The sequence below is a fragment of the Cetobacterium somerae genome, assembly GCF_022430525.1.
Lineage (GTDB): Bacteria > Fusobacteriota > Fusobacteriia > Fusobacteriales > Fusobacteriaceae > Cetobacterium_A.
This window is the reverse complement of sequence record NZ_CP092519.1, coordinates 361613-387327: the sequence shown is the minus strand read 5'-3', so window position 1 is coordinate 387327 and position 25715 is coordinate 361613. Positions and strand designations below refer to the sequence as shown.

The window sequence follows — 25715 nt, the reverse complement described above, 5'->3', positions numbered from 1 at the left end:
TATAGTATTTAGCTCTCTTTTATTTTTATATATGTGAATTAAATAATCTTTCAAATTTAAATTCATTTTCTAAAAAAACCTTTACTACATTAGGATCAAAGCTTTTTCCACTTTCACTTCTTATTATTTCTATAGCTTTTTCATGTGTAAACCCATCTTTATAAACTCTTTTTTGTCTCAATGCATCATAAACATCTACGATTGATACAATTCGTGCCTCTAAAGGTATTTCCAAACCTTTTAAACCTCTAGGATATCCCTTTCCATTCCATTTTTCATGATGATATCTCGCTATATTTTCAGCCATTAAGCTTACACCTGATTTTTTTATAATTTCATAACCTATTTCAGGATGTTCTTTTATTATTTTAAACTCTTCCTCATTTAGTTTTCCTGGTTTTTTTAATATGCTTCTATCTATACCAATTTTCCCTACATCATGAAGAGATGCTACTCTTCCTATTTCTTCACAAAATTTTTTATTACATCCTAATTTATTTGCTAAAAGTTCTGAATATAAGTTTAATCTCTTTATATGATTTCCTGTTTCAAGATCATTAAATTGATTAACAGCCTCTAACGATGAAACTAAAGATAACATCAAATCTTCATATTTTCTTTTTTCTGTTAAACTTTTTTTCCCTTTATACAGTAAAATTAAGCTAATAAATAAAATTCCAATTGAAAATATTAAAAATTTTTTAGAATTATCTGTTTCATAACTATTTTTTTCTAAATAAATATTTTTACTCATATTTTCATTTAAAAAACTAGCTGAAATATCTTTTAATGCTTCGTATAACTCATGTTCTTTCTCGTTTACAACCATTGATACATCATACTTTTTATCTAAAATTCCAGCAATTTTAATTTCTTTATCATAACCATTATTATACAATTTATTGATTAATGTTTTATAATCACTAATACTATAATCAGCTTCTTTTTTTCTTACTTTTTCAATTGTTTCATCAATATCTTTAGCATATATAAAATTTTCTTCTTTTAAAAATTTTCTCAAATAATCCATATAATATGAATTTTCCACAACAGCAAATCTTTTTTTTCTTGCTTCTACTAAATTATTTATAAATCCTTCTTCTTTCCTATTAAAAATAATAGGAGTTAAAGTATAATATGGATTTGTATAATTCTCATTATCTCTAATACTACTTTCTACTGTTGAAGCTATTGTTATATCACTATTTTTCCAATCCTCATCTTTTGAATAAAAGATTTTTCTTATTTTAACACCTAATATATCTCCTACATCTTTTAAATATTCAATAGCTAATCCTTTCTCTTCACTATTTTCTATATAATAGAGAGGATAATTGCTTTTCTCTGTTGGAAAAACTACATCTATTGATTTATTTTTTAAATTTATATATTTATCCTTAAATTTATCTTTATAATATTCTTTTCTAGAATCACTTATCATATTCTTAAGTACTTCAGGAGACATTTCTTCAAAATATTTTTTTAAATCCTTATAAAGTTTTCTCTGAATTTTGGGTACTGCTAAAGTTGTCACCATAATTGGAATTCTATTTAACTCTATTTTTTTCAAATTATCTTTAAATCCATATTGATTATCTGCTACAAAACCATCAATTTCTCCATCTTTTAGCATTTGTAATCCTTTTTCTCTAGTTTCAATGTCTATTACATCACTATATAAAAAATCATATTTTTCTAAAAACTCTTTATCTAAATATGTTCCTTTTATGATTCCAACTCTTTTTTTATAAAAATTTGTAATATCTATATAATTATTATTTAAAAAATACATATTAGCTTTTAAATAAAAAAAGGTAGGTATAAAATAATATTTTTCTCTTCTTTCATCATTTTCTATTAAATCCATTATTAAAATATCTTTACCTTTTTCCATATCTAATATTAAATTTGTATCTAATTCTTTTAAAGTTAAATTTATTTTCTTTTTTTTATTAATATCTTCAAATATTTTTGGATATAATCCCTTATATTCATCTCTCTCTTTATAGAAGAAAAAACTATTTTCATTTTCTAATAAAACTACATGCTCTTTTCCTATCAAATTTGTGCACAATAAAAGAGAAAAGAGTAGAAATTTTAACATGTATTCGATCTCCCCCTAATTTGTTTTTTTCAATTATACTATAATTTTAATGAAAAAGTAATCATAAAAAGATTAATTTTAGTTCCCATGAATAAATTGACAAATTAACCAAGATAATATATCATTAAAACATAAACAAAAGCATTTTAGAAAAAAAAGAAAAAAGGAAATACAAGTTTATCTTGTAATTTCTAAAAGATGTACAAATATTTATCGAACTTAATTTAAAAAAAATATAAATTTTTAGGAGGTTTCCAAATGGCAGTTAAAGTAGCGATTAATGGATTCGGAAGAATTGGAAGATTAGCATTAAGATTAATGATGAACAACCCTGAGTTTGAGGTAGTAGCAATAAACGACTTAACAGACGCAAAAACTCTTGCTCACCTTTTCAAGTATGATTCAGCACAAGGTAGATTCAACGGAACTATCGAGGTTATCGAAGGAGGATTCTCAGTTAACGGAAAAGAAATTAAAGTTTTAGCTGATAGAGATCCTAAAAACTTACCATGGGGAGAATTAAAAGTAGACGTTGTTCTTGAGTGTACTGGATTCTTCACTTCTCAAGAGAAAGCTGGACTTCACTTAGAAGCTGGAGCTAAAAAAGTTGTTATATCTGCACCTGCAACAGGAGATATCAAAACTGTAGTTTATAACGTAAACCACCAAATTTTAGATGGTACAGAAACAGTAATTTCTGGAGCTTCTTGTACAACTAACTGTTTAGCACCAATGGCTAACGTATTAAATAACGAGTTTGGAGTTGTAGAAGGATTAATGACTACTATCCACGCTTACACAAATGACCAAAATACATTAGATGGTCCACACGGTAAAGGAGATTTAAGAAGAGGTAGAGCTGCTGCTGCAAACATCGTTCCTAACACAACTGGAGCTGCAAAAGCTATCGGATTAGTAATCCCTGCATTAGCTGGAAAATTAGATGGAGCTGCTCAAAGAGTACCAGTAATCACTGGATCATTAACTGAGTTAGTAACTGTTTTAGAGAAGCCAGTAACTGTTGCTGAAATCAACGCTGCTATGAAAGCTGCTGCAAACGAGTCATTCGGATACACTGAAGAAGAATTAGTATCTTCTGATATCATCGGAATCGAATTCGGATCATTATTTGATGCAACTCAAACAAGAGTTATGACAGTTGGAGATAAGCAATTAGTTAAAACTGTTGCTTGGTACGATAACGAAATGTCTTATACTGCTCAATTAATAAGAACTTTAAAGTACTTCGTAGAAATTTCTAAGTAATTAGAGCATCTAGGAAAAACAGAATAAACAGAATAGCGGGACTATTTAGTTCCGCTTTTTTTTAAGAAAATATAAGTTATTTATAAAAATTTTGGGAGGTTCATACAAAATGGCAAAGAAAATTGTAACTGATTTAAATGTAGCTGGTAAGAAAGTTTTAATGAGAGTTGATTTTAACGTTCCTATGAAAGATGGAAAAATCACTGACGAAAACAGAATCGTAGCTGCTTTACCAACTATAAAGTATGTTTTAGAAAATGGAGGAAAAGTAATCGCTTTCTCTCACTTAGGAAAAGTTAAAGAAGCTGCTGATTTAGAAAAAAGAAATATCGAGCCTGTTGCTAAGAGATTAGCTGAGCTTTTAGGACAACCTGTAACTTTCATCAATGCTACAAGAGGAGAGGAGTTAGAAAAGGCTGTTGCTAACTTAAAAGATGGAGAAATCTTAATGTTCCAAAATACTAGATTTGAAGATTTAGATGGTAAAAAAGAATCTAAAAATGATCCAGAGTTAGGAAAATATTGGGCTTCTTTAGGAGATTTATTCGTTAACGATGCATTTGGAACTGCTCACAGAGCTCATGCTTCTAACGTTGGAATCGCTGCTAACATTGGAGAAGGAAACACTGCTGCTGGATTCTTAATGGAAAAAGAAATCAAATTTATTGGTGGAGCTGTTGATGCACCAGAGAGACCTTTAGTTGCTATCTTAGGAGGAGCTAAAGTTTCTGATAAGATTGGAGTTATTGAAAACTTATTAGTTAAAGCTGATAAAATATTAATCGGTGGAGCTATGATGTTCACATTCTTCAAAGCTTTAGGAAAAAATACAGGAAAATCTCTTGTTGAAGAGGATAAAGTTGAGTTAGCTAAATCTTTATTAGAAAAAGCTAATGGAAAAATAGTTTTACCTATCGACACAGTAATCTGTAAAGAATTCTCTAACGATGCACCTCACTCAGTTGTATCTGTAGATGCAATTCCTGATGACGAGATGGGATTAGATGTAGGACCTGCTACAGTTAAATTATTTGCTGATCAATTAGTTGGAGCAAAAACAGTTGTATGGAACGGACCTATGGGTGTATTTGAAATGTCTAACTACGCTAAAGGAACTATCGGAGTTTGTGAAGCTATCGCTAACTTAGAGAATGCTACAACTATCATCGGTGGAGGAGACTCTGCTGCTGCTGCTATCTCTTTAGGATTTGCTGATAAATTCTCTCATATCTCTACTGGTGGAGGAGCTTCTCTAGAATATTTAGAAGGTAAAAAATTACCAGGTGTAGAATCGATTTCTAACAAATAATATAAATATTTAAAAATTAAGACTACCACATTAATTTTTAAAACAAAAAAGGACGTTATAAAACGTCCTTTTTATTTTTAAACCTATTCAAATAAAATTTATAATAAAAAAAGAACTCCGGGGGGTGGAGTTCTTCTGGAATTTTTCTCAAATATATATTAGGGGGAATATATTAGAGAAAAGGATTTGTACATATAGAGTATCATTTTTGAGGTAGTGTGTATATATACTTTTTTTAACACTTTTTATATCATAAAAAACACGTTTCTTATTTTTTTAACTTTAAAAATCTTTTATCTAAAACATATTCTATAAAACATCTTTGAATCTCTCTTAAACTTAAAGTATTCACTTTCCTTAGATTCTTAATACTATAACTTTCTGTATCTGATATTATTAAATCATAACTTTCGATTTCTTTTCTATCTTTAAATCTAAACTCTAAAAAAGATTGTATTGTGAATGATATTTTAGGATAAAAAACTTTCATAGAATTTATAACTCTTTGGCTATATTCATTATCTATATTTCTAGATACACTCAATACTTTAAACCCCTCACCATATTCTTCTAACATAAAAAAGTTTGTTATACATCCTGCTAATCTTAATATATCAGAATATATCATCTCTATATAATGGGTTAACGATTTAAGACAGCTTCCCTCTTACCTTAAGCAAAATTTTGAGGTATAATATATCATAAAATAAACTAGGAGGATGAGGTTGTGGCTAGAAAATCATATTCACCAGAATTTAAATTTGCAGTTGTTTTGGAAGCACTTAAAGAAAGAAAAACTCTTCAAGAAATCGCTTCAGAACATCATATTGCACCTTCTCAAATATCTCGTTGGGTAGATGAGTTTAAATCGGCGGGTATCTCTGTTTTTTCTAAAGATATGTCTAGCTCTAAAAAGATTGAACTTCTTGAAGAGCAACAACATGAGCTTTATGCTAAAATTGGTAAACTTAGCTCTGAGAACGATTGGTTAAAAAAAAAGCTCGAGAGATAGCTGATTTATTAGGTAATCCAGTTTCTTTAATCGAAGAAAACCTTTATTTTAGCATCTCAGAACAATGTAGAATATTTGGCGCTAGTCGAAGCTCATACTATTACGCTCCTAGGCCTAAAGTTGATATTCAGGTTCAATTAAAAGAAAAAATAAAGGAACAATACAGTCTAGATCCTTCAGCGGGTTCTAGACGTATTACTGCAGCTTTGAATAGAGCTGGAATACCTGTAAAAAGATCAGTCATTAGAAGACTCATGAGGCAGCTAAACCTTAAAGGAATTGCACCTAAAAGAAATTTAAGTAAACCTAAAGCTGGAGCGCAGAAATTCCCTTACCTTTTGAGAAATCTAAAGATTGAAAAGCCTAATGCAGTATGGTCAACTGATATTACGTATTTAAAAACACCAACAGGTTTTATGTATTTAACTGCAATAATTGATGTTTATAGTCGTAAAATACTAACTTGGGAATTGTCAAACAGTATGTCTAAAGATTTCTGCATTAATTGTTACAAAGAAGCAGTAAAAACTTATGGTTCACCAGAAATATTAAATACGGATCAAGGTAGTCAATATACAAGTAATGAGTTTATCGAAACAGTGCTTTCATCAGGCGCTTTATTAAGTATGGATGGAAAAGGCCGTTGTTTAGACAATGTCTGGATAGAAAGATTTTGGAGAACAATTAAATATGATTATTTATATCTTTACGAGCATAAAACAACACTGGAATTATACAAAGGAATCCAATCATATTTAAATTTTTACAACTCAGAAAGAGGACATAGTTCTTTAGGATATTCTACTCCAAATGAAGCTTTTGAATTATCAACTTTTGAGTACAAAAAAATTGCTTAGGTTTTAAGAGAAACTGTTTGACAAAAGAGCCCACCATACTATTCCTAAGTCTTTTAAAGTCTCTTCTACTACTTGCCCTAGTCTTTTACATCTTTCTGAATTTGGACTTTTTCTAACCCATAAAACTCCATATTTCTTATCAAAATATCCCATAGCATAACAGTTTACAAGTTGCTCATATAGTTCTTTTCTCTCTTTTTCATTAAGCTCAAATAACTCTTGAATTTTATTGATAAAACGCTCATAGCTTTCCTTTAAATCTATATTTAAATCACAACTATATCTAATTTTTAATGCCACGCTTGCTAAAAACTTCTTAAATTCTGATGAAAGTATAATCGTTGTCTTTAGATTTTCCATTTCTAATAATGTTTCATTAAATTCTTCATGTTTTTCAATTCCATTTAAATCATAATCAATAGATCCTTTTATCTTTTCAATTATTGCCATTGTATAAATAGCATAATATGAAAATGAAGATTTTTTTAATTTAAACTTTTCAGTTATTTGAGAATAAATTTCTAAATATCTTTCTTCTTCTAATATATCAATCTCTTCTAGCAATTCTTTTCTTTGTTTCGAAAGAAACTCTCTGTCTATAAATAATTTCATTATTTTTTCACAAAGTATATTATATAAGTTCCCTTCATTAATTTCTTTAAGAAAAATTCCTTTTGAATTTCTAGATTCTACATTTATTTCATTTTTTTCTAAAAACTCTCTTACTTTTTTTAAATCTTTAATTGCGGTGGTTCTTGAAACGCCCATGGCTTGTCTTTCTTTTTCTAAATTAATATATCCATCTAAAAGTAACCTTATGCAATATATATCTTGTCTTTCTCTAGATGAAAGAATATCCAACTTTGAGAAAAATTCAGAAAATTTTTCATCTCTATTTTCAAGACTATACATATTATTAACCTTTTTTATTGGTTTTATTCCTTTTTCATGTAGGTATTCATTTAGTACATTTATATTTCTTTCTATAGAATTAATATCTAAATCTACATATTTTGTTATTTCATCTAAATGGATATCTCCATGTAACAAAACTTTTAGTAGAGCTATTGCTTTATTTGACATATACCATCCCCCTAAAATTTTATTTATATATAGCTTTTCATAATCTCTAACTTACCACTTATTGTCACAGATGTATTTGCTGGTATAAAATATGTATCTCCCTTTTTTACTTCATATTCTATTTCATTAGACTTTAATTTTCCCTCTCCATCAAGTATTGAGTATATTTTAAAGTTTTTATAACTTTCATCTTGAAATACTCCATCAACTAATAATCTATCAATAGAAAAATATTCTCCTCTTATTAACTCCTCAATAGTTGCATCTTGAACTTTTATCTTTTCTCTTGAAGCCTCTGAACTTATCTCTACATCTTTTCCAAATTCAATTACATCCATCGCTTTATCTAAATGTAGTTCTCTTTTCACTCCATTTACTTCTCTGTCAAAATCATATATTCTATAAGTTGTATCTGAGTTCTGTTGAATCTCACATATTAAAATAGATCCCTCTAAAGTTCCGTGTACAACTCCAGGTTTTACATCTATAAAATCCCCTTTTTTTACTCTTACTTCATTAAATAATCTACTAAAATCCTTTTTATCCACTTTTTCTTTATATATCTCTGGTGTAATCTCTTTGTTCAATCCTAATATTAACTTAGCATCTGAACTAGCTTCCATTACGTACCATACTTCACTCTTACCAAACTCTTTTTCTACTCTTAAGGCATATTCATCGCTTGGATGAACTTGTACAGAAAGCTTATCATTAATATCTAGATACTTTATTAAAAGTGGAAATTTTTCACCATATTTTTCAATAATCTCTTCTCCAACAAGTTCTTTTCCATATTTTTTAAATATATCTTCTAAACTTTTTCCTTCTAACTCTCCGTTCTCAACATAAGACATTCCTGCTGGATGACAACTTACTTCCCAAGATTCACCATATAATTCATCGGTAGGCAATTGAAATCCTAAAGTTGTTTCAAAGCCTCTTCCGCCCCATATTTTTTCAACTAAATTCTTTTTAAATTTTAATAGATACATCTTTTCCTCCTAGAACTAACACATATGATATATATTAAGTATTTTATTTTCATAAATTCCCTTTATTGTAACTTGATTTATTAAAAAAGTAAACAAAAAAGAGGAAAAAACTTCCCTCTTTTTTTGCTTTTACTACTATTATAAGTTATTTATGTTTATTGATTGAACATTCAACGTTCTTCCATCCTCAGACATAGGTACTTTTATCTCACCTGTTCTGATTTTTTCAATAACAACATCCTTTCCAGGAACATTTTCTTCAAATCCAATTATTGACCAGTTATTATCAACTTTCGGATTTAGCTCACCTTTTAAGTTTTCTTGTACATATTTTACAATTAAATCTCTAATTCTTCCACCGTCTTGTAACTCTTCATAAGAATCATAGTATTTATCCTTATCTGTTACAAGTCCTAAGTTCATAAGCGTTCCGAATCTATAGTTATTTACAGCTACCTTATATGTTTTATTTGGATCTATTGGTTGGCCATTTATTGTTGCGTCAACTATTCTTTGTCCAGCTGGCTTTGATATATCAACCTTGTAATTTACTCCATCAAACATATCATAATTATATCCTCTAACTTTTGGATTAAACGATATTGTTACATCCCCAGGCTCTGTTTGATTATAATAATCCATTGACCATTCCATATATTTTAATAAATTTTCACCAGTCATATTTACACCCATTAGAGTATTTGTATACTTATAGATAAATGCAACATCTTTCTTTTTAAAGTCTCCTGCATTTAAATTTGAATCAAAATTAAATACTGCTGCTGCTGAAACATCTGATTTTGCAAAATAATTTTGCACTTCATTTATTAATTCAATTATTGCATTATCTTCTAATTGAGAAGTTGGCATTGTTGTAACCTTATCTTCTCCAGTTATATAGTCTGCTCTTTCTATAAACTTAGCATTTACTTTTCCTACTACTTTATTTGCATCCGCTCTTGATTCATCATGAATATTTTTAAATTGATCTAACATAGCTTTATCAGCTTCAACATCTTTAGTTTCTACATTTTTAGCTACGATATCTTTTACTTCCCACTTACCATCTTTTTTAACAACTTTGATTTCTCCATTAGAAACTCCCCATCCATAAGCACCAGGCTCAAGAACTGTTGTTCCATTTACATCAGTTACATATCTCGCATGCTCATGACCTGCAAATATAAGATCGAACTGAGGGTAAGCTTGTGCTAAATCGAATACACCAGTCTTTCCATACTCATCTTTTCTTCCTAAGTGGAATGCTCCTACAAGCACATCATATTTTCCTTCTAACTCATCTAAAGTTTCTTTTACTGCTGTCATTGGATCTTCAAAAGTAAGTCCTTTGAAATGCTCTGGAGCTGAAGCTTCCCACATAGGAACATGAGGTGGAATTCCTCCTACTAAAGCTACTTTAACTCCTTGAATATCATAAATCTGATATGGTAATACAAATTTTGATCCATCATCTTCATTCTCTATATTTACAGAGATTACTGACCCTTTAAAGTTTTTTACATTTCTTAATAGAAAATCTTTTTCAAAATTAAACTCATGATTTCCTAAAATCCATGCATCATAATCCATTGTATTCATAGCTTCAACCATAGGATGTGTTTCTAAGTTATTAAATAACTCAGCGCTGTTATCTTGAACAGTATCTCCAATATCCATTAAAATTAAATTTGGATTCTTTTCCCTTAAGTTCTTTACAATTGTATAAGTTTTTGCAAATCCTGCACTCTTATCTTCTGAATCAATTCCATATTCATATGGATATATTCTTCCATGTACATCAGATGTAGCTGCAAATGATAACGTAACTTCCTCTGGTCCTGCCTCTCCCTTTGTAATAACCTTTTTTTCTAGATTAAGTTTATTTTCTTTATATTCCTTAACCTCTGTGTTTGTTGCTGTTTTAGGTGTTTCCTCTTTTTTCCCACAACCAATTAAAGCCATAGATAAAAGAGCTCCTAAAACTAAGAATTTAGTGCTTTTCACTATTTATTCCTCCCCTTTTCTTTTTATTAATAATATTGAAACAACTGCTGTTATTGGTACAGTTGCTATTATACCTATGCTTCCTGCTAAAGCATTCACAATTTCTATTGCTATAGCTGGTATATTTATAAACTGCTGATAAACCATTCCATAACCCCATATCATCATCATCAAAGGTAATGATCCTCCTGCAAAAGCGAGTATCAATGTATTTATCATTGTTCCCACAATATCTTTTCCTATTACCATCGCTGACTGGAATAATTCTTTTGAAGTTAGATCTTTTTTATGTTGGTGTATTTCATTAACAGATGACGATATTGACATAGCCACATCCATAACAGCTCCTAAAGAAGCTATTAATATTGATACAAACAATAACCCTTCTATTTGAAGCTTAAAATCTCTTGTTATATATAATAACTGTTGCCCTTCTGATAAATTTAATCCACTTAAATTCATTATTTTTCCAAATCCATAAGAAATTAATCCTGCAATAGTTATTCCACTTATAGTTCCTATTATTGCTGAATATGTTTTTCTATCATATCCACCTATCAATAAGAAGCTAACTACTATTATTATAGAAGATAGAAATATTGAAGTTGATACTGGATCTACACCCTTAAATAATAATGGTAATAAGACATAGATTATCATCGATCCTGTAAAAACTAAAGCCAAAAGAGATTTGACTCCCTTCATTTTACCTAAAATCAAAACAGCCCCTATAAATATTGCACCTAAAAGATATATAGCACGATCTCTTTTTAGATTGTATAGCCAAACTGTAGTTTTTTCTTTTTCTTCTCTCACTGTAAATATAGCTTTCAATCCTACATCTGCGTACACATTGTGAAGAGCACTTAAGGAATTATAAACCTTAAAAACTTCTCCCTTATGTTTTCCCTCTAAAATCTTTACTTCTAAATTTTGTCCACCTCTAAATTTTCCCTTTATAACAGGGTCTTTCATTAACTCTTCGTCTATAACTTTAGTTACTTCACCTTGAACAAATTCTTGTGGAAATTTTGTTTTTCCTTTTAAATCCACACTTAATTTAGGTGAGTAAATTGCCATTATAAAAATAGATATAACTACTAGTATTGGTAATATTGTCTTCTTCATTTCGACCTCTTGTTCTATTAAAAATCACTTTCACTAAAAATTATAACATTTTTTTTGAAAAAAATCTCTTTTTTGTTTGACTATTTCGTAAAATTTTTGTATTATTATATGTGTAATATTATAACTTTTGGGGTGAGGTGGAAAAATGCTTGAAGCTAACATAAAAGAACTACTAAAAGGTAAAACTATGGATGAATTACTAGATTTAATAATTTTAGGATTAGAAGCTACTGATGAAAAAGAATCTTTTATCAACACTTTTAATGAAGATAAACCTCTTATGGAGATTGCTTAATAACTCTCTTGATACTTTTTCAAGGAGTTTTTTTTATTTTTTGTAAAATTTAACCTTGATTATTTGAAATTTATGAGCTATATAAGTATTGAGATTAACTTCAATATATGGAGGGTACTATGGATTATAAAATTGTTAGGAAAGAAAATCAAAAAGAACGCCTTTGGACAGGTGGAGTTTCTAAAGAATTATATATTTATCCCGATGGTTCAACTATTAACAGTCCTTTTAATTTTAGAGTATCAACAGCAAGTATAAATCCTGGAGAATATAATTTTACATCTTTCAAAGGTTATAAACGACTTCTTATTCTTTTATCAGGAAATGTTAAATTAGATGTAGATGGAAAAGATTACTATTTAAAACCTCTATCTCATATATTTTTTTCTGGAGATAGTCATACAAGTAGTTTGGCAGAAGAAAAAAGTATCGACTTTAATCTTATTTTCAAAGAGAATATTAATCTTTTAGATTTTAAGGTTCTTGAAACTGAATTTTCTGGAAACAACTTATCCTCTAAAGCAATTAATATTTTTTATAATTTAGAAGAAAATCGGCATATCCGTGTAAATAATAACGAGTATACTTTAGGAAAAGAAGATACTCTTATTACTTGTGGAAATAATTTTAATATAGAAGGTAATGGAACTGGCATACTACTTTCTTTAAACATCAAATAAAATTTCTATTAAGAAGCTGCTTTAATTAAGCAGTTTTTTATTTTTTAGTTCAAGGTACAAAAATACAAATTGACAGATTCCATCAATTATGGTATACTTTTTTGGTATTTTTTATATATTTACTAGTTTTTATACTCTATTTTTAATATATTTTATTTAAAGGAGTTTATAATTGAAAAAATTTAATTTATTTATGTTTATTTTTGGTTTGTTCTTTACTTTTAATTGTTTTGGAAAAGACTTAAAAAAAAGTGAAAGTGTTTCTATTCCCGTTGTTGTAAAAGCTGAAATTGTAAAAGCAACTAAAGTTTCTGAAAATATTAAAACTAATGAAAATATTATATCTATAAAAGATAAGGATATTAAAGAGGTTTTCATTAATAAGAAAAATATTTATAAAAAAAATAATAGCTTTTCTTATAACTTAGATGGAGATAAAAGAAAATTTATTGAAATTGATATTAAGTTATAGGAGGATTTTTTGAAAAAAGTTTATTTTATTTTATTTTTTTTAGCTATTTTTAACTCTGCTTTAAGTATAGCTGTTTATCCAAAAGAATTCAAAAAAGATATTACCAAAGGCTCTTCAGAAACTTTTTTAATAATTAATGATTCTAATGAAAAAAAATTATACAAAGTTTCTATTAATATAGATGAAGAAAAAATTAATTATAAAATTTTTCCAAAAGTTTTTATATTAAATCCTGATGAAAAAAAAGAGGTTAAAATTTTTCTAAAACCCTCTTCTAATACAGAGATTAAAAATATTTATAGTGGAGTCCTTTCTATTGAAACACTTCCTATCAATCTTACTAAATACAATAATTTAAAATTTAATATTCATATGGATATTTTGGCTTATGTAAATAAAAAGCCCCTTATTTAAAAGGGGCTTTTTATTTTAAATTACATTTCTCATAAACATCATTGTAAGTAAAATTAGCATAGTAATTGTGATTTTTTCTTCCAATTTAAAACTCCTCCTATTTTTACTAATCACTACATTCTATCATTGATCTCTTACTTTTTCAATGTGTTTGTATAAATATAATACTTTCTATTTTTTATCCTTTTTCTCTGGATTTTTTAAAGATGGTAACTTCACTCCAAAGTTAAACTTCATCATAACTTTTCCTAAATGACGAACTCTTGGGTTTTCAGTTGTAAATTCCGCTCCTTTTGGTAAAGTAGTTGGATCTACCTTTATGATATAGTTCTTTCCTAAAGTCTCTGGTACAGGAGGAACATGATATCTACCAAATCTATCTGTTTCTACAACTATTCCTTCTGGAGTTGCTAATCTTACTCCTGGTAATCCCTCCTCTTGTATTCCGTTATTTAATACAAAGACTTCAAGTATTATTTTATTATCTTTATTCTTTATTACTCTTTGAGTTATTACTATATCTTGATTGGTCATTCCTTTTATTTTATCTCCAGTATGATTTGTTATAACTTCACCATTTCCTTGTTGAGTTATATCAGTTCCTCCAAATGTTTGAACTCTCACATTTGCCATTACAGGTTTTATTAACTCTTTTCTTATAACAACCATATTATTTGTTGCTGGTTCTAATTCCGACACTCTTCCCTTAATATTTCTTATTATTATTGTTTCATAATTATCAGCAAAAGAGTATATTTTTCCCTCTTTAGAAACTGTTGTTGTATTTTTTACATAATACTCTTTTGGAATATTAACTGTTATATGAGCTTTTCTTGCATTAGCATAATCTTGAATTCCATCTTCGTCTCTGTCATGGAAAACTTTTCCTATAACTGTTGTATGCTCAAATATTGGATCTGCTACTATATCAATATCAACAGAATCTGTATTCGAAATATTTTCTTTGTTTTCATTTTTTACAACAGCTATATTTTTATATGTTCCTGGTTTTACACCAACTCCAACCTTTAGTAAATATTTTATTACTATCGTTTCTCCAGATTTTATCTGAGAAATAGGTCCAATCTCTATCTCTTTTGTTCCTATTACTTGAAGTTTTTTCTGTGCGTATCCATCTTTTAGTTCTTGTACAGCAGAACCTTCTACATATGTAAATCCTGGTGGAAGTTTATCTGATATAATAATATTATCTACAGAATCTTTACCCATATTTTTGATTTCTATTGTATAGGGAACAAATTTACCTATTGAAGCTTCTTCTATTTCTACACTTTTACTTAATACTAAATCAGCTTCTCTTCGACCTATTACAATTACAGCTTTTCTTAGTTCTCCCTCACTAGTATTTTGTTCTGAATCAAATGGTAAAAATGCATATGAACTTATTCTCGTATTTTTATTGAATGTTCCTTCTGGATTAACAGTTGAAGAGAACACAAAAGAAATTGCTGTTCTCAAAGGAATTTTTTCTTCAAATGTAAAACTACTAGTTTTTGGTGTTATTTTTAGTTCATTAGCTTCTGGTAACATTCTTGCATTCTTAGCTTTTGTCTGTCCTCCACTTAATTCTTTTTCACTGTAAAAAATCTTTTCATTTGTATCTAGATTTGTCAATACAATTCCTTGGAACTTGTGTTCATTAAAAATGGGATTTCCTTCATCATCTTTTAATTGTTTTCCATCTAATTGATGATTTATATCTGACTTACCTTTCAAATCTACCTTAGAAGGATTAATTAAACTAATAAAATGGATTGCTTTATTACCTGGAAGTATAACTGGTGGGTTGCTATTCTTATTTTCGATATTTTCAAAATCTGTCACTATCCCTTCGTCTTGATTTATAAGTTCGTCTGAATCATCAAATTTCTCCTCATATGCAAATACATCATGTCTTAATCTAACATTTGGTTTATCTACTTCTATTATTATATTCTCTCCCTCGTTTGCTGAGTTTACTATTGTCTCATTTGGATACGCGCTTGGTACTGTTACTGTGTATGTTATCGTCACTGTTTTTTCTGCTGGTACTGTTACACTTCCTCCTGTACCATCAAATATATCTCCTGTTAACGTTCCTCCTTCTACTAATACATCTGTTGGTTTTGTTAACAACGGATTACTTAACAGCGTATCTTTTACTACATAGTTCGTTGCATCTACTTTCGTTGCATTTGTTAGTTTTAATGTATAACCTATTACTTCTCCTGCTTGAACTACTTGACCTGTTTTATCTGATGTCTTCACTACTGATACACTTGGATCATCATACTCTATTACTACTTCTTCTCCATTATTTACTGAGTTTACTATTGTCTCATTTGGATACGCACTTGGTACTGTTACTGTGTATGTTATCGTCACTGTTTTTCCTGCTGGTACTGTTACACTTCCTCCTGTACCATCAAATATATCTCCTGTTAACGTTCCTCCTTCTACTAATACATCTGTTGGTTTTGTTAACAATGGATTACTTAACAGCGTATCTTTTACTACATAGTTCTTTGCATCTACTTTCGTTGTATTTGTTAGTTTTAATGTATAACCTATTACTTCTCCTGCTTGAACTACTTGACCTGTTTTATCTGATGTCTTCACTACTGATACATTTGGATCATCATACTCTATCACTACTTCTTCTCCATTATTTACTGAGTTTACTATTGTCTCATTTGGATACGCGCTTGGTACTGTTACTGTGTATGTTATCGTCACTGTTTTTCCTGCTGGTACTGTTACACTTCCTCCTGCACCATCAAATATATCTCCTGTTAACGTTCCTCCTTCTACTAATACATCTGTTGGTTTTGTTAACAATGGATTACTTAACAGCGTATCTTTTACTACATAGTTCTTTGCATCTACTTTCGTTGTATTTGTTAGTTTTAATGTATAACCTATTACTTCTCCTGCTTGAACTACTTGACCTGTTTTATCTGATGTCTTCACTACTGATACATTTGGATCATCATACTCTATCACTACTTCTTCTCCATTATTTACTGAGTTTACTATTGTCTCATTTGGATACGCGCTTGGTACTGTTACTGTGTATGTTATCGTCACTGTTTTTCCTGCTGGTACTGTTACACTTCCTCCTGCACCATCAAATATATCTCCTGTTAACGTTCCTCCTTCTACTAATACATCTGTTGGTTTTGTTAACAATGGATTACTTAACAGCGTATCTTTTACTACATAGTTCTTTGCATCTACTTTCGTTGTATTTGTTAGTTTTAATGTATAACCTATTACTTCTCCTGCTTGAACTACTTGACCTGTTTTATCTGATGTCTTCACTACTGATACATTTGGATCATCATACTCTATTACTACTTCTTCTCCATTATTTACTGAGTTTACTATTGTCTCATTTGGATACGCGCTTGGTACTGTTACTGTGTATGTTATCGTCACTGTTTTTCCTGCTGGTACTGTTACACTTCCTCCTGCACCATCAAATATATCTCCTGTTAACGTTCCTCCTTCTACTAATACATCTGTTGGTTTTGTTAACAATGGATTACTTAACAGCGTATCTTTTACTACATAGTTCTTTGCATCTACTTTCGTTGTATTTGTTAGTTTTAATGTATAACCTATTACTTCTCCTGCTTGAACTACTTGACCTGTTTTATCTGATGTCTTCACTACTGATACATTTGGATCATCATACTCTATTACTACTTCTTCTCCATTATTTACTGAGTTTACTATTGTCTCATTTGGATACGCGCTTGGTACTGTTACTGTGTATGTTATCGTCACTGTTTTTCCTGCTGGTACTGTTACACTTCCTCCTGCACCATCAAATATATCTCCTGTTAACGTTCCTCCTTCTACTAATACATCTGTTGGTTTTGTTAACAATGGATTACTTAACAGCGTATCTTTTACTACATAGTTCTTTGCATCTACTTTCGTTGTATTTGTTAGTTTTAATGTATAACCTATTACTTCTCCTGCTTGAACTACTTGACCTGTTTTGTCTGATGTCTTCACTACTGATACATTTGGATCATCATACTCTATTACTACTTCTTCTCCATTATTTACTGAGTTTACTATTGTCTCATTTGGATACGCGCTTGGTACTGTTACTGTGTATGTTATCGTCACTGTTTTTCCTGCTGGTACTGTTACACTTCCTCCTGTACCATCAAATATATCTCCTGTTAACGTTCCTCCTTCTACTAATACATCTGTTGGTTTTGTTAACAATGGATTACTTAACAGCGTATCTTTTACTACATAGTTCTTTGCATCTACTTTCGTTGTATTTGTTAGTTTTAATGTATAACCTATTACTTCTCCTGCTTGAACTACTTGACCTGTTTTATCTGATGTCTTCACTACTGATACATTTGGATCATCATACTCTATTACTACTTCTTCTCCATTATTTACTGAGTTTACTATTGTCTCATTTGGATACGCGCTTGGTACTGTTACTGTGTATGTTATCGTCACTGTTTTTCCTGCTGGTACTGTTACACTTCCTCCTGCACCATCAAATATATCTCCTGTTAACGTTCCTCCTTCTACTAATACATCTGTTGGTTTTGTTAACAATGGATTACTTAACAGCGTATCTTTTACTACATAGTTCTTTGCATCTACTTTCGTTGTATTTGTTAGTTTTAATGTATAACCTATTACTTCTCCTGCTTGAACTACTTGACCTGTTTTATCTGATGTCTTCACTACTGATACATTTGGATCATCATACTCTATTACTACTTCTTCTCCATTATTTACTGAGTTTACTATTGTCTCATTTGGATACGCGCTTGGTACTGTTACTGTGTATGTTATCGTCACTGTTTTTCCTGCTGGTACTGTTACACTTCCTCCTGCACCATCAAATATATCTCCTGTTAACGTTCCTCCTTCTACTAATACATCTGTTGGTTTTGTTAACAATGGATTACTTAACAGCGTATCTTTTACTACATAGTTCTTTGCATCTACTTTCGTTGTATTTGTTAGTTTTAATGTATAACCTATTACTTCTCCTGCTTGAACTACTTGACCTGTTTTGTCTGATGTCTTCACTACTGATACATTTGGATCATCATACTCTATTACTACTTCTTCTCCATTATTTACTGAGTTTACTATTGTCTCATTTGGATACGCGCTTGGTACTGTTACTGTGTATGTTATCGTCACTGTTTTTCCTGCTGGTACTGTTACACTTCCTCCTGCACCATCAAATATATCTCCTGTTAACGTTCCTCCTTCTACTAATACATCTGTTGGTTTTGTTAACAATGGATTACTTAACAGCGTATCTTTTACTACATAGTTCTTTGCATCTACTTTCGTTGTATTTGTTAGTTTTAATGTATAACCTATTACTTCTCCTGCTTGAACTACTTGACCTGTTTTATCTGATGTCTTCACTACTGATACATTTGGATCATCATACTCTATTACTACTTCTTCTCCATTATTTACTGAGTTTACTATTGTCTCATTTGGATACGCGCTTGGTACTGTTACTGTGTATGTTATCGTCACTGTTTTTCCTGCTGGTACTGTTACACTTCCTCCTGCACCATCAAATATATCTCCTGTTAACGTTCCTCCTTCTACTAATACATCTGTTGGTTTTGTTAACAATGGATTACTTAACAGCGTATCTTTTACTACATAGTTCTTTGCATCTACTTTCGTTGTATTTGTTAGTTTTAATGTATAACCTATTACTTCTCCTGCTTGAACTACTTGACCTGTTTTATCTGATGTCTTCACTACTGATACATTTGGATCATCATACTCTATTACTACTTCTTCTCCATTATTTACTGAGTTTACTATTGTCTCATTTGGATACGCGCTTGGTACTGTTACTGTGTATGTTATCGTCACTGTTTTTCCTGCTGGTACTGTTACACTTCCTCCTGCACCATCAAATATATCTCCTGTTAACGTTCCTCCTTCTACTAATACATCTGTTGGTTTTGTTAACAATGGATTACTTAACAGCGTATCTTTTACTACATAGTTCTTTGCATCTACTTTCGTTGTATTTGTTAGTTTTAATGTATAACCTATTACTTCTCCTGCTTGAACTACTTGACCTGTTTTATCTGATGTCTTCACTACTGATACATTTGGATCATCATACTCTATTACTACTTCTTCTCCATTATTTACTGAGTTTACTATTGTCTCATTTGGATACGCGCTTGGTACTGTTACTGTGTATGTTATCGTCACTGTTTTTCCTGCTGGTACTGTTACACTTCCTCCTGCACCATCAAATATATCTCCTGTTAACGTTCCTCCTTCTACTAATACATCTGTTGGTTTTGTTAACAATGGATTACTTAACAGCGTATCTTTTACTACATAGTTCTTTGCATCTACTTTCGTTGTATTTGTTAGTTTTAATGTATAACCTATTACTTCTCCTGCTTGAACTACTTGACCTGTTTTGTCTGATGTCTTCACTACTGATACATTTGGATCATCATACTCTATTACTACTTCTTCTCCATTATTTACTGAGTTTACTATTGTCTCATTTGGATACGCGCTTGGTACTGTTACTGTGTATGTTATCGTCACTGTTTTTCCTGCTGGTACTGTTACACTTCCTCCTGCACCATCAAATATATCTCCTGTTAACGTTCCTCCTTCTACTAATACATCTGTTGGTTTTGTTAACAATGGATTACTTAACAGCGTATCTTTTACTACATAGTTCTTTGCATCTACTTTCGTTGTATTTGTTAGTTTTAATGTATAACCTATTACTTCTCCTGCTTGAACTACTTGACCTGTTTTATCTGATGTCTTCACTACTGATACATTTGGATCATCATACTCTATTACTACTTCTTCTCCATTATTTACTGAGTTTACTATTGTCTCATTTGGATACGCGCTTGGTACTGTTACTGTGTATGTTATCGTCACTGTTTTTCCTGCTGGTACTGTTACACTTCCTCCTGCACCATCAAATATATCTCCTGTTAACGTTCCTCCTTCTACTAATACATCTGTTGGTTTTGTTAACAATGGATTACTTAACAGCGTATCTTTTACTACATAGTTCTTTGCATCTACTTTCGTTGTATTTGTTAGTTTTAATGTATAACCTATTACTTCTCCTGCTTGAACTACTTGACCTGTTTTGTCTGATGTCTTCACTACTGATACATTTGGATCATCATACTCTATCACTACTTCTTCTCCATTATTTACTGAGTTTACTATTGTCTCATTTGGATACGCGCTTGGTACTGTTACTGTGTATGTTATCGTCACTGTTTTTCCTGCTGGTACTGTTACACTTCCTCCTGCACCATCAAATATATCTCCTGTTAACGTTCCTCCTTCTACTAATACATCTGTTGGTTTTGTTAACAATGGATTACTTAACAGCGTATCTTTTACTACATAGTTCTTTGCATCTACTTTCGTTGTATTTGTTAGTTTTAATGTATAACCTATTACTTCTCCTGCTTGAACTACTTGACCTGTTTTGTCTGATGTCTTCACTACTGATACATTTGGATCATCATACTCTATCACTACTTCTTCTCCATTATTTACTGAGTTTACTATTGTCTCATTTGGATACGCGCTTGGTACTGTTACTGTGTATGTTATCGTCACTGTTTTTCCTGCTGGTACTGTTACACTTCCTCCTGCACCATCAAATATATCTCCTGTTAACGTTCCTCCTTCTACTAATACATCTGTTGGTTTTGTTAACAATGGATTACTTAACAGCGTATCTTTTACTACATAGTTCTTTGCATCTACTTTCGTTGTATTTGTTAGTTTTAATGTATAACCTATTACTTCTCCTGCTTGAACTACTTGACCTGTTTTATCTGATGTCTTCACTACTGATACATTTGGATCATCATACTCTATTACTACTTCTTCTCCATTATTTACTGAGTTTACTATTGTCTCATTTGGATACGCGCTTGGTACTGTTACTGTGTATGTTATCGTCACTGTTTTTCCTGCTGGTACTGTTACACTTCCTCCTGCACCATCAAATATATCTCCTGTTAACGTTCCTCCTTCTACTAATACATCTGTTGGTTTTGTTAACAATGGATTACTTAACAGCGTATCTTTTACTACATAGTTCTTTGCATCTACTTTCGTTGTATTTGTTAGTTTTAATGTATAACCTATTACTTCTCCTGCTTGAACTACTTGACCTGTTTTATCTGATGTCTTCACTACTGATACATTTGGATCATCATACTCTATTACTACTTCTTCTCCATTATTTACTGAGTTTACTATTGTCTCATTTGGATACGCGCTTGGTACTGTTACTGTGTATGTTATCGTCACTGTTTTTCCTGCTGGTACTGTTACACTTCCTCCTGCACCATCAAATATATCTCCTGTTAACGTTCCTCCTTCTACTAATACATCTGTTGGTTTTGTTAACAATGGATTACTTAACAGCGTATCTTTTACTACATAGTTCTTTGCATCTACTTTCGTTGTATTTGTTAGTTTTAATGTATAACCTATTACTTCTCCTGCTTGAACTACTTGACCTGTTTTGTCTGATGTCTTCACTACTGATACATTTGGATCATCATACTCTATCACTACTTCTTCTCCATTATTTACTGAGTTTACTATTGTCTCATTTGGATACGCGCTTGGTACTGTTACTGTGTATGTTATCGTCACTGTTTTTCCTGCTGGTACTGTTACACTTCCTCCTGCACCATCAAATATATCTCCTGTTAACGTTCCTCCTTCTACTAATACATCTGTTGGTTTTGTTAACAATGGATTACTTAACAGCGTATCTTTTACTACATAGTTCTTTGCATCTACTTTCGTTGTATTTGTTAGTTTTAATGTATAACCTATTACTTCTCCTGCTTGAACTACTTGACCTGTTTTGTCTGATGTCTTCACTACTGATACATTTGGATCATCATACTCTATTACTACTTCTTCTCCATTATTTACTGAGTTTACTATTGTCTCATTTGGATACGCGCTTGGTACTGTTACTGTGTATGTTATCGTCACTGTTTTTCCTGCTGGTACTGTTACACTTCCTCCTGCACCATCAAATATATCTCCTGTTAACGTTCCTCCTTCTACTAATACATCTGTTGGTTTTGTTAACAATGGATTACTTAACAGCGTATCTTTTACTACATAGTTCTTTGCATCTACTTTCGTTGTATTTGTTAGTTTTAATGTATAACCTATTACTTCTCCTGCTTGAACTACTTGACCTGTTTTGTCTGATGTCTTCACTACTGATACATTTGGATCATCATACTCTATTACTACTTCTTCTCCATTATTTACTGAGTTTACTATTGTCTCATTTGGATACGCGCTTGGTACTGTTACTGTGTATGTTATCGTCACTGTTTTTCCTGCTGGTACTGTTACACTTCCTCCTGCACCATCAAATATATCTCCTGTTAACGTTCCTCCTTCTACTAATACATCTGTTGGTTTTGTTAACAATGGATTACTTAACAGCGTATCTTTTACTACATAGTTCTTTGCATCTACTTTCGTTGTATTTGTTAGTTTTAATGTATAACCTATTACTTCTCCTGCTTGAACTACTTGACCTGTTTTATCTGATGTCTTCACTACTGATACATTTGGATCATCATACTCTATCACTACTTCTTCTCCATTATTTACTGAGTTTACTATTGTCTCATTTGGATACGCGCTTGGTACTGTTACTGTGTATGTTATCGTCACTGTTTTTCCTGCTGGTACTGTTACACTTCCTCCTGCACCATCAAATATATCTCCTGTTAACGTTCCTCCTTCTACTAATACATCTGTTGGTTTTGTTAACAATGGATTACTTAACAGCGTATCTTTTACTACATAGTTCTTTGCATCTACTTTCGTTGTATTTGTTAGTTTTAATGTATAACCTATTACTTCTCCTGCTTGAACTACTTGACCTGTTTTATCTGATGTCTTCACTACTGATACATTTGGATCATCATACTCTATTACTACTTCTTCTCCATTATTTACTGAGTTTACTATTGTCTCATTTGGATACGCGCTTGGTACTGTTACTGTGTATGTTATCGTCACTGTTTTTCCTGCTGGTACTGTTACACTTCCTCCTGCACCATCAAATATATCTCCTGTTAACGTTCCTCCTTCTACTAATACATCTGTTGGTTTTGTTAACAATGGATTACTTAACAGCGTATCTTTTACTACATAGTTCTTTGCATCTACTTTCGTTGTATTTGTTAGTTTTAATGTATAACCTATTACTTCTCCTGCTTGAACTACTTGACCTGTTTTATCTGATGTCTTTGTTGATAAAACTACTGGTTTTTCAACATTGATTACTATCTCTTGACCACTATTTAATGAGTTAACTATTGTTGGTTTTGCATAATCTGTAGGAACTATTACTTTGTATGTTATAGTTACTACACCTGGCGATGTTCCTACTTGCGCAGGTACTGTTATTGTTCCTCCACTATTTTCGAATATATCCCCTGTTAAGGTTCCTCCCGTTATTGTTAATGTTGGTTTTGATAATCCCTCATTAGTTAATAAACTATCTTTTACAGGATAATTATTCGATGGTACTTTTCCTGTATTTGTCAATGTTAATGTATATTCTATCTCATCTCCAGGTTGAACCACTTGACCTGTTTTATCTGATATCTTTGTTGCTATTACTAATGGTTTTAATATTACTACACTTGCTTGACTATCACTTGTTACTTGTTTATTTGGAATTGCTCCCGTAACAGTATTATTTATCCTATCTGTATCTCCACTAAAGTCATATATTTTTATTTTTAAAGTATATTCTATTTCTAATCTCTCACCTATTTCTAATCTTGGAAGTTTACCTAATTCTGAAGCTAATTCAAATTTTCCTGTAGAATCATATGTCAATGTTGTTGGTACTACATTAACTACTGTTCCTATACCTCCAATTAATGTAGGAAATTTTTTCGCTACAACATTTGTTGCCACTGATTCTACCTTATTTAAATCTACTTTGTCTGAAATAATATATTTAGATATATCATCTGCACCTAAAGGATAATTTCCTGAGTTTTTTATAACTAATTTATATTTAATCTCATCACCTTGAGAAAAAATTTTATCTCCATTTGTGTCTATCACTCCATTTGTAATTTCTTTACCTACTGCCAAGTTTGGAATTAATTTAGAATAATTTCTAGCTCCATCTCCACTAGTTGTTGTATTTTCCAAAGATGTAAATGATAAAGAAGTTGGTGTAATCGCTGTTAAATCCACTTTATAAATAGTATTTGTTCCTGATGGATTATAAAACATATTTGTTCCTGCCATAAATACTGCAACTACTGTTCCTCTATCTGTACTTAATCCTGTTGTTACTTGAGTAGGTCCTGTCAATCCTCCTCCACTTTTTTCATAATATTTTAAAGTACCATTATTTAAAATATAATAAAACCTTTCTTTTCCATTGATTTCAGTATAACCCCAATCTGCAAAAGTACTACTTTCTCTACTCCCTATATTCGCCGCATTTGCTGTTCCATTTGATGCTATTGTTATCTTATAAACATTATTATTTCCAGCTACATACATATTTCCATCTTTATCAAAATCTCCTATAAATATAGATTCATTTAATGATATTCCAGTTATTTTCCCTAAAGAAAATCCTACTGTTCCACTATCTTTACCTATTTTTATTAAGTTGTGTCCTGAATTTGTTACCATTTGAATTCCATATATATAATTATCTTTAGAATTGTAACCAAATGCATTATTTGTATTTCCACCAACATTTAAAGTCTTTGGTGTTATACTATTATTACCGTTTACTAAGTTCTTTTTGTTTACTATTATATTTCCTGATCCTATATCCTGAATTATAAATCCATCTCCTTCATTAACATCAAAACTACTTGTTATAGCTCTAGTTTTTTTCATTACAGGTGGAATTGGTTCTTCAGAGCCATTTGGCTTCATTCCTTCAGGTATTGCAAAGGTAAATAACGATAATATATTAAATATAGTAAACAATATGAAGCTTTTTATACAATTTTTATATTTTAACTTCAT

At 30.7% G+C, this 25715-nt stretch carries 15 protein-coding genes; 8 read left to right on the top strand and 7 right to left on the bottom strand.

Going from position 1 to position 25715, the window contains the following annotated elements:
- Positions 1 to 25 precede the first annotated feature (25 nt).
- Positions 26 to 2104: an HD domain-containing phosphohydrolase gene (locus MKD34_RS01615; RefSeq protein ID WP_240219440.1), complete on the bottom strand. Its 2079-nt coding sequence runs from the start codon at positions 2102 to 2104 to the stop codon at positions 26 to 28.
- 258 nt (positions 2105 to 2362) lie between these two features.
- Between MKD34_RS01615 and gap the strand changes: the two genes are divergently transcribed.
- Positions 2363 to 3370 (top strand): type I glyceraldehyde-3-phosphate dehydrogenase, encoded by a 1008-nt coding sequence (gene gap, locus MKD34_RS01610; protein ID WP_040406130.1) that lies wholly within the window; start codon positions 2363 to 2365, stop codon positions 3368 to 3370.
- Between the two features lie 109 nt (positions 3371 to 3479).
- Positions 3480 to 4679 (top strand): phosphoglycerate kinase, encoded by a 1200-nt coding sequence (locus MKD34_RS01605; protein ID WP_240219439.1) that lies wholly within the window; start codon positions 3480 to 3482, stop codon positions 4677 to 4679.
- Positions 4680 to 4947: 268 nt separating this feature from the next.
- Here the strand turns inward: MKD34_RS01605 and MKD34_RS01600 are convergent, their stop codons facing one another.
- Complete coding sequence (locus MKD34_RS01600; protein ID WP_240219438.1) at positions 4948 to 5307, bottom strand: hypothetical protein; 360 nt, start codon at positions 5305 to 5307, stop codon at positions 4948 to 4950.
- A 99-nt stretch (positions 5308 to 5406) separates the two neighbouring features.
- Here MKD34_RS01600 and MKD34_RS01595 point away from each other — a divergent pair, with 99 nt between their 5' ends.
- Both MKD34_RS01595 and MKD34_RS01590 read left to right on the top strand, forming a co-directional pair.
- Positions 5407 to 5691: a transposase gene (locus tag MKD34_RS01595; protein ID WP_240219283.1), complete on the top strand. Its 285-nt coding sequence runs from the start codon at positions 5407 to 5409 to the stop codon at positions 5689 to 5691.
- Complete coding sequence (locus MKD34_RS01590) at positions 5664 to 6548, top strand: IS3 family transposase (RefSeq protein ID WP_240219284.1); 885 nt, start codon at positions 5664 to 5666, stop codon at positions 6546 to 6548. The genes MKD34_RS01595 and MKD34_RS01590 overlap by 28 nt, the downstream gene beginning before the upstream one ends.
- Positions 6549 to 6551: 3 nt before the next feature.
- Here MKD34_RS01590 and MKD34_RS01585 read toward each other — a convergent pair whose 3' ends face one another.
- The 4 genes from MKD34_RS01585 to MKD34_RS01570 form a co-directional block, all read right to left on the bottom strand.
- Positions 6552 to 7631, bottom strand: a complete 1080-nt coding sequence (locus MKD34_RS01585; protein WP_240219437.1) for a BglG family transcription antiterminator — start codon at positions 7629 to 7631, stop codon at positions 6552 to 6554.
- A gap of 23 nt (positions 7632 to 7654) precedes the next feature.
- A complete protein-coding gene (locus MKD34_RS01580; protein ID WP_240219436.1) occupies positions 7655 to 8623 on the bottom strand; it encodes a type I phosphomannose isomerase catalytic subunit in 969 nt (322 codons plus the stop codon).
- Positions 8624 to 8761: 138 nt separating this feature from the next.
- Positions 8762 to 10627: a bifunctional metallophosphatase/5'-nucleotidase gene (locus tag MKD34_RS01575; RefSeq protein WP_240219435.1), complete on the bottom strand. Its 1866-nt coding sequence runs from the start codon at positions 10625 to 10627 to the stop codon at positions 8762 to 8764.
- Between the two features lie 3 nt (positions 10628 to 10630).
- Positions 10631 to 11755 carry a YibE/F family protein gene (locus MKD34_RS01570; RefSeq protein ID WP_240219434.1) on the bottom strand — a complete coding sequence of 375 codons (1125 nt, stop codon included), beginning with the start codon at positions 11753 to 11755 and terminating at the stop codon, positions 10631 to 10633.
- A 145-nt stretch (positions 11756 to 11900) separates the two neighbouring features.
- Between MKD34_RS01570 and MKD34_RS01565 the strand changes: the two genes are divergently transcribed.
- The 4 genes from MKD34_RS01565 (at position 11901) to MKD34_RS01550 (ending at position 13616) form a co-directional block, all read left to right on the top strand.
- Positions 11901 to 12050 carry a hypothetical protein gene (locus tag MKD34_RS01565; RefSeq protein ID WP_240219433.1) on the top strand — a complete coding sequence of 50 codons (150 nt, stop codon included), beginning with the start codon at positions 11901 to 11903 and terminating at the stop codon, positions 12048 to 12050.
- Positions 12051 to 12169: 119 nt separating this feature from the next.
- Complete coding sequence (locus MKD34_RS01560) at positions 12170 to 12730, top strand: HutD family protein (RefSeq protein WP_240219432.1); 561 nt, start codon at positions 12170 to 12172, stop codon at positions 12728 to 12730.
- Between the two features lie 172 nt (positions 12731 to 12902).
- Complete coding sequence (locus tag MKD34_RS01555; RefSeq protein WP_240219431.1) at positions 12903 to 13202, top strand: hypothetical protein; 300 nt, start codon at positions 12903 to 12905, stop codon at positions 13200 to 13202.
- Between the two features lie 9 nt (positions 13203 to 13211).
- Positions 13212 to 13616 (top strand): hypothetical protein, encoded by a 405-nt coding sequence (locus MKD34_RS01550; protein ID WP_240219430.1) that lies wholly within the window; start codon positions 13212 to 13214, stop codon positions 13614 to 13616.
- A 171-nt stretch (positions 13617 to 13787) separates the two neighbouring features.
- On the opposite strand, the gene MKD34_RS01545 is transcribed toward MKD34_RS01550, so the two are convergent.
- Positions 13788 to 25715: a DUF11 domain-containing protein gene (locus MKD34_RS01545; RefSeq protein ID WP_240219429.1), complete on the bottom strand. Its 11928-nt coding sequence runs from the start codon at positions 25713 to 25715 to the stop codon at positions 13788 to 13790.

Excerpts from the sequence above, each read along its gene's own strand:
- gap (WP_040406130.1), top strand. The coding sequence starts at position 2,363 with ATGGCAGTTAAAGTAGCGATTAATGGATTCGGAAGAATTGGAAGATTA.
- MKD34_RS01545 (WP_240219429.1), bottom strand. The coding sequence starts at position 25,715 with ATGAAGTTAAAATATAAAAATTGTATAAAAAGCTTCATATTGTTTACT.
- MKD34_RS01615 (WP_240219440.1), bottom strand. The coding sequence starts at position 2,104 with ATGTTAAAATTTCTACTCTTTTCTCTTTTATTGTGCACAAATTTGATA.
- MKD34_RS01600 (WP_240219438.1), bottom strand. The coding sequence starts at position 5,307 with ATGATATATTCTGATATATTAAGATTAGCAGGATGTATAACAAACTTT.
- MKD34_RS01605 (WP_240219439.1), top strand. The coding sequence starts at position 3,480 with ATGGCAAAGAAAATTGTAACTGATTTAAATGTAGCTGGTAAGAAAGTT.
- MKD34_RS01560 (WP_240219432.1), top strand. The coding sequence starts at position 12,170 with ATGGATTATAAAATTGTTAGGAAAGAAAATCAAAAAGAACGCCTTTGG.
- MKD34_RS01565 (WP_240219433.1), top strand. The coding sequence starts at position 11,901 with ATGCTTGAAGCTAACATAAAAGAACTACTAAAAGGTAAAACTATGGAT.
- MKD34_RS01585 (WP_240219437.1), bottom strand. The coding sequence starts at position 7,631 with ATGTCAAATAAAGCAATAGCTCTACTAAAAGTTTTGTTACATGGAGAT.
- MKD34_RS01580 (WP_240219436.1), bottom strand. The coding sequence starts at position 8,623 with ATGTATCTATTAAAATTTAAAAAGAATTTAGTTGAAAAAATATGGGGC.
- MKD34_RS01570 (WP_240219434.1), bottom strand. The coding sequence starts at position 11,755 with ATGAAGAAGACAATATTACCAATACTAGTAGTTATATCTATTTTTATA.